Annotated in this window: 3 protein-coding genes; all 3 read left to right on the top strand. The window is 39.9% G+C overall.

The features are described 5' to 3' along the window. The first annotated feature begins 95 nt into the window (after positions 1-95). Complete coding sequence (locus E1176_RS08600; RefSeq protein WP_155210203.1) at positions 96-4,172, top strand: BspA family leucine-rich repeat surface protein; 4,077 nt, start codon at positions 96-98, stop codon at positions 4,170-4,172. 1 nt (position 4,173) lies between these two features. After that, positions 4,174-5,094, top strand: coding sequence for a PorP/SprF family type IX secretion system membrane protein (locus E1176_RS08595; protein WP_155210202.1), 921 nt, complete (start codon positions 4,174-4,176; stop codon positions 5,092-5,094). 126 nt (positions 5,095-5,220) lie between these two features. Further along, positions 5,221-6,818 (top strand): GAF domain-containing protein (locus E1176_RS08590; RefSeq protein WP_155210201.1); only part of this gene is annotated, 1,598 nt, incomplete at its 3' end.

Below are 6,818 nucleotides of genomic sequence, written 5' to 3'. Positions count from 1 at the left end.
AGTAGTTTTTTACGAAAGGCACCTTTTATAGAAATTGGAATTTTATATTTTTTTAAATAAATTGTTATGTTATCTATAGTTTAAAGTAAAGGCTGGTGTTAAAACTACTCGCAAACCTCTCGCTCAAGCAGGCAGCATTATGCCTTATGCTTTTGGCTTTATTTATTATCCCTGATAATAGTAATGCTCAATCTTTTATCACCACTTGGGAGATTCTCAATGATGGTGATCAGATTACAATCCCGACAACCGGAGCCGGTTACAATTATAATGTCGATTGGGGTGACACCAATTCCGATTCGGGTGTTACAGGTAATATCAGTCATGTTTATGCCACTGCAGGCATTTATACGGTATCGATATCCGGAGCATTTCCTCGAATATTCTTTAATAATGGAGGAAGCAAAAACCGAATTCTTAGTGTAGAGCAATGGGGTAGTATAGCCTGGACATCTATGGCAGGGGCATTTCGTGGTTGTACAAACTTATCTATAAATGCCGCAGATACTCCCGACTTGAGCGGGGTAACGGACATGAGCTCAATGTTTAGAGGGGCAACCAGTTTTAATCAAGACATAAGCAGTTGGGATGTAAGTACCATTACCGATATGAGTCTCCTGTTCCGAGATGCGACTTCTTTTAACCAACCACTTGATAGTTGGGATGTAAGCAGCGTAACAAATATGAGTAGCATGTTTTTTGGTGCAGGAGTGTTTAATCAAGACTTACCAAGTTGGAACACAGCAAATGTTACAAATATGAGCACCATGTTTAGAACGGCATTTGACTTTAATGGAGACATCACCACCTGGGATGTCTCCAGTGTAACGAACATGAGTAGTATGTTTGTATTTGCCTCAGCCTTTAACCAACCGATTGGAAGTTGGAACACAGGTAGTGTCACTACTATGTTTAGAATGTTTCAGGTCGCAGGAGCTTTTAACCAAAATATTGATAGTTGGGATGTAAGTAGCGTTACCACTATGCAAGAGATGTTCAGCTCTGCCAGAGACTTTAACCAGCCACTTAATAGTTGGAATGTGAGTGCCGTTACTACAATGAGACTCATGTTTGCCGATGCTGATGACTTTAATCAAGACCTCAACAACTGGAATGTAAGTAATGTCACCAACATGAGTGGTATGTTCGACAGGGCTTCTGCTTTCAATGGAGATATTTCTACATGGAATGTGAGTGCCGTTACTACAATGAATTCATTGTTTGATGGTGCCAGCAGCTTTAACCAACCCATCGGTGCCTGGGATGTATCTTCAGTAACCGACATGTTTAGGATGTTCAGTTCTTCTGCTTTCAATCAGGATATAAGTGGTTGGAATGTGAGTGCTGTTACAAATATGAACAACATGTTTACTTTCTCTGCATTTAATGGTGATATCAATAATTGGAATGTAAGTAGTGTTACCAGAATGCGGAATGTGTTTACTGGGGCGGTATTTAACCAGCCATTGAATAATTGGGATGTCAGTAATGTAACAGACATGACCTCAATGTTTTCAAGTGCCGGGGAATTTAATCAGGACATATCCGGCTGGAATATAAGTAATGTGCAGTTTGCCAGTAATATGTTTTCTGGCGCCACATCTTTCAATCAAGATATATCCTCATGGGATGTTTCTGGTATTGCTAACATGTCTGGTATGTTCAATTTGACTTTTGCTTTCGATCAGGACCTTGGTGCATGGGATATTTCTAATGTGACAAGCATGACGGGCATGTTTAATTTCTCAGGTATATCTGTTGCTAATTATGATAATACACTTATCGGTTGGGACTCTCAACCATCAGTACAGCCGGGAGTTGAGTTGGGCGCAATTGACGTCTTTTATTGCAACGGTGAGACAGCCAGAAATAGCTTAATAGCCAAAGGGTGGACAATTAATGATGGAGGTCTGTTGTGCCCCAGTGGAGAAATTGCCATGTATGACGGACCTAATGTTTCTTCAACTGAAATACTTGATGGACAAGCCACAGCTATTGACTTTGGCTATCAGGTGCAAGGGAGTGGAGTCAATCGAACGTTTACCATAGAAAATCAAGGTACCGCAGTCCTCAACATATCAGGGGTGACTATTTCTGGGACTGAATTTATCGTAAACTCGACCGTGCCAACGACTGTGGCGCAGGGATCTTCAGAACTCTTGGATATTCTATTGACCGGCTCTAGTGTTGGGACTTTTACTGAAACAGTCACTGTAAATAGTGATGATACAGATGAAGCCAGTTTTGACTTTACCGTAACAGGAACCATTACAGCCACACCTGAACCAGAGATAGCGATTTTTGATGATCTTTTAACTAATGAAATAACAGATGGTCAAATTGCACCTGTGGACTTTGGCAGTTCCCCTCAGGGTAGTGATCTCACCAAACAATTACGGATTGAAAATAAAGGAACGAGCGACTTAAATATTTCAGGTATTTCAATCACAGGTTCTGTTTTTAGTAACTCAACAACAATTTCTGCGCCCATAGCACCTGGCACTTCTGCCACTATAGATGTAATACTAGATGCTTCAACAATTGGGGTCTTTACCGAAACTATAACCATTACAAACGATGACCTGGACGAACCAAATTTTACTTTTGATTTAACGGGAGAAATAACTAATCCTCCAACGGCTGAAATATCAGTGTTTGTTGGTGCTGATGATAGCGGCACATTTATAACCAATGGGCAAGCTGCGGCTATCGACATGGGATCAACCACACAAGGGACAGACATTTCACAGGTTTTTACTTTGGCAAATGGAGGATCAGCAGACCTTGTTGTAGATCCGATTTCTGTGAGCGGCTCGGCATTTTTATCAGTAACTGCGACACCAATTGTTGTACCTGTTGATGGTACTATTAGGAATTTCACAATTACACTGGATGCCTCTGGGCCAGGCACATTCAATGAGACGGTAACGATAGCCAACAATGACCCAACTGACAACCCATTTACTTTTTCAATAACAGGTACGGTTTCCTCATCTTCTGCACCTACAATAAGTGGTTTATCAAACATAGCTATAGACGAGGATGGTGATACAGGAGAAATCTCATTTACAGTAAATGATGCAGATACCAATGTAGATGACCTGATTGTTGATGCTATTTCTGATAATTTATCTCTGGTGGACAATATTACTTTGGCGGGGACTGGTAGTAATCGCACGTTAAGAATTGTCCCTTTGCCAGATGCTTTTGGCACTGCCACCATTACTGTTACAGTTGACGATGGCTTCAATGTAACATCAGAAGATTTTGTAATTACAGTAAATGGGGTCAACGATATACCCCAAATTACCGGGCAAAGAAGTTTATCAACAGCTCGCAATACTGCGATAACATTAGGCCTCGCTGATCTCATCGTTTCCGACCCGGATAACAATTACCCAGCTGATTTTACACTAAATATCTCATCAGGCAGTAACTATACCTTAAGTCAGAGTGATATAATTCCGAATGATGGATTTACCGGAAGCCTAACAGTACCTGTTGCAGTAAATGACGGTGTAGATGATAGCCCGACTTTTGACTTAGAAATAACAGTTACCAACGCAGAGATCGTAGTAACGGCAGCCGGTCAAAGTCAATTAAATGGGGGGGTGATCAGCTTTGAAGATGCGCTGGTAGGTACAGAGGAGCTGAGCCAACTTGTCATAGAAAACACAGGATCAACCATACTAACGATTACTGATGTTTTAGTGGAAGGAGAAGACTTCAGTTTAGAAAGTCAGATTCCAGATCCATTAGCACCAGGAGAGAACACGACTTTAATGCTTGCTTTTTCTCCGTCTTCGATAGGTCCAAAGTCGGCAATACTTACCATAGAAAGTCTCGAAGCTCAGGACTTTATCATTACACTTACAGCAAGTGGCCTTGAAGATATTCCACAAATTGAAGTAATCAATGTGGTGACGGTACAACCCAACAATAAGCATGATTTTCTAGAAATAAGAAACATTGAGTTTTATGATGTAAATCAAGTGTATATCTACAGCAGGTGGGGAGATGAAGTGTTTAAAACTGCAAATTATAATAACACCGATAATCGATTTGTCGGAAACTCAACAGATGGTGATGAGCTTGCCGAGGGTACATACTACTATGTAATAGACCTAAACGGGCAGGATGTAATAAATGGCTTTTTCCTATTAAGAAGATAACATGAAAGCAAAATACCTTTATCTCGCATTAATAGTTTTCCTGCTGAAGACCTCTACCGGCTATGCACAGCAAGACCCGCTTTATAATTTATATGCCTTTAATCAATTTATGATCAACCCTGCCTACGCAGGTATTTACAATAACTTCAATGCCAATTTAATCACCAGGAAACAATGGGCTGGAATTGATGGCTCACCATTGACCAATATGCTTTCTATGCATAGCTCAATTGCTGATAAATTTGGAGGAGGTATTTTACTGATCAACGACCGGCTTGGTGTAAATAACAATACAGAAGCGCAATTGGCTTTTTCTTACAAACTCTTTAGTGGCGCAAAGACTTTGGCTTTTGGCGTGCAGGGAGGGCTAATAAATTACAGTTATGACTACGGAAAGTTAAACCTGGCTTATGTAGATGATGAGGGTTTGGATATGAATAATGAGCAGTTTAGTAAGGCAAATTTTGGTACCGGCATTTTCTACATGACAGATAAATTTTACCTGGGCCTATCAGTGCCCAGAATATTAAGTGTAAAGGTTGAGGATGGTGTCAGCAGCAGCACAAGATACAAGCAGCATTATTACCTGAGTAGCGGAGCGATTATTAAATTTCGTTCTGTTTCAGAGGTTTTATTGAAGCCCTCATTTTTAGTCAGGTATACAGCTAATGGTCAAATATCTGCAGATATCAGTTTTAGCGCCTTATTTGTAAATACGCTATGGGTTGGTGCTACACTCAGAAATCTAAGCGGCATAGGTATAATTACGCAGTTGCAGGTAAGTGACGCATTTCGCTTTGGCTATTCTTTTGAGCTACCAACCAACCAGCTGGTAAAAGATAACTTTGGCACCCACGAGCTCTCTCTAATACTTGAACTCAATCTTTTCAAAAATCAGTATGAAATTGATCGTTACTTTTAGTGCGATAATTTCTCAAGCAGTACAATTTGTACTAATTAATAATTAGTTAATTAAAACATAATAGCCAGCCTTCTATACTCAAATCAAGTTGCCCGTAATTTGTACTTTACCAATATTTGAGTTGTCATGAAGAAATGGTTTTTAGGCTTGAGGCTGAGGCTTAAGCTGCTCTTAGCTTTTGGGTCTATCCTATTGATGTCTGTTTTGCTTACCGCAGTTGGCATTACCACGATAAGAAAGGTGATTAATTACAATGAGCTTACAGAAGACATTGAAAACTTCAACATTTCTACCCTGAAGATGTCGCGCCACGTGCAGGAGTTTGCCGATCGTGGTTTTAAAAAAGAAGCCTTTCTTAAAAATCAGAAAAGCCAATCGTTAGAAGAATATCAATCAGAATACCATAAACTAAAAGCAGTATCTGATAAAATCAGAACCCATGAGTTTTTTGAGAAAGTTGAGAGAAAGAAAAACTACGATTCTTTAGCGGCATTACTGAATAAATATAATATCGATGTTTCAGCATTGGTGTCATTGTATGAAGAGCGTGGCTTCAAAGATTATGGCGTAGAGGGAGCTTTGAGGTCAGCCATACATGATGTGGAAAAGTCAAGCTTCCCTTATGACAAAACCATCATGCTTACATTAAGAAGGCATGAGAAAGATTTTTTCCTGAGAAAAGACCTCAAATATTTAGATAGGTTTAATCAGTCGATTAATGATTTTACCTTCCAAATTGATACGGTAGGAGGGGTTTGGATAGACTCGCAGCAGGAAATGCTTGCTTTAGTAAGTAACTATAGAAGTAAATTTAATCACATCGTTGACCTGGAACAAAAAATAGGGTTAGATACACAAACAGGTGTTTTAGGGAGTATTAATACTACTTATGCCGAAATTGAAGAACTACTAAACCGACTTACAGCTGATGTAAAGTCTCGTAATGCAGCGATCGTAAACCAGGCTATGATATTGCTAATAACGCTTTTGGTATTTCAAGTCGTTGTTGGGTTTATACTCGTGGTGTTTTATGCTAACTTATTAACTAAGGCCATTAAAGAAATAAAATTTGCCTTGGTTAGTTTATCCAAAGGCTCTTTTCCCGAAAAGCTTGTCACACGTACTAGCGATGAGGTGGCAGAAGCCAAGTATGCCCTCAACAATTTGGTTGATCGCATAAAGGCTGCGGTGAGGTTTTCTACAGATCTTGGTAAAGGCAACCTAAATATCGAATATGATAGCCGGTACGATGATGATGTGCTTGCCACGGCTATTATCAAAATGAAAGATCAGCTTGTGGAGGCAGAAAATAGGCAGTCGGTTGTAAACTGGACCAACGAGGGCATGGCCAACTTCAGCGAAATTTTAAAAAATGAAACGGAAAGTTTAGAAGTTTTAGGGGATCAGATTATTAGACAAATGGTGCGGTATCTCCATGCCAACCAAGGTGCTTTATATATTCTTGATCAGGAGCAGCAAGACCTCGAGCAAATAGCTACTTATGCTTACGATAAGAAAAAGTATGTAAATGGTAGAATTAAAATTGGACAAGGGTTGGTGGGCCAGTGTGTGCTGGAGCGTGACTATATTCACATGACAGACATTCCACCAGATTTTATCAATATTACTTCAGGCTTAGGAGAGGCCACCGCATCAAATATTCTGATCGTTCCGCTTATGATCAGAGAGAATGTGATGGGCGTGATTGAGTTAGCCTCTTTTAC

This window comes from Fulvivirga aurantia (assembly GCF_009711475.1).
Taxonomy (GTDB): domain Bacteria; phylum Bacteroidota; class Bacteroidia; order Cytophagales; family Cyclobacteriaceae; genus Fulvivirga; species Fulvivirga aurantia.
The sequence above is the reverse complement of the archived record's forward strand: the minus strand, read 5'-3'. Positions and strand labels throughout refer to the sequence as shown.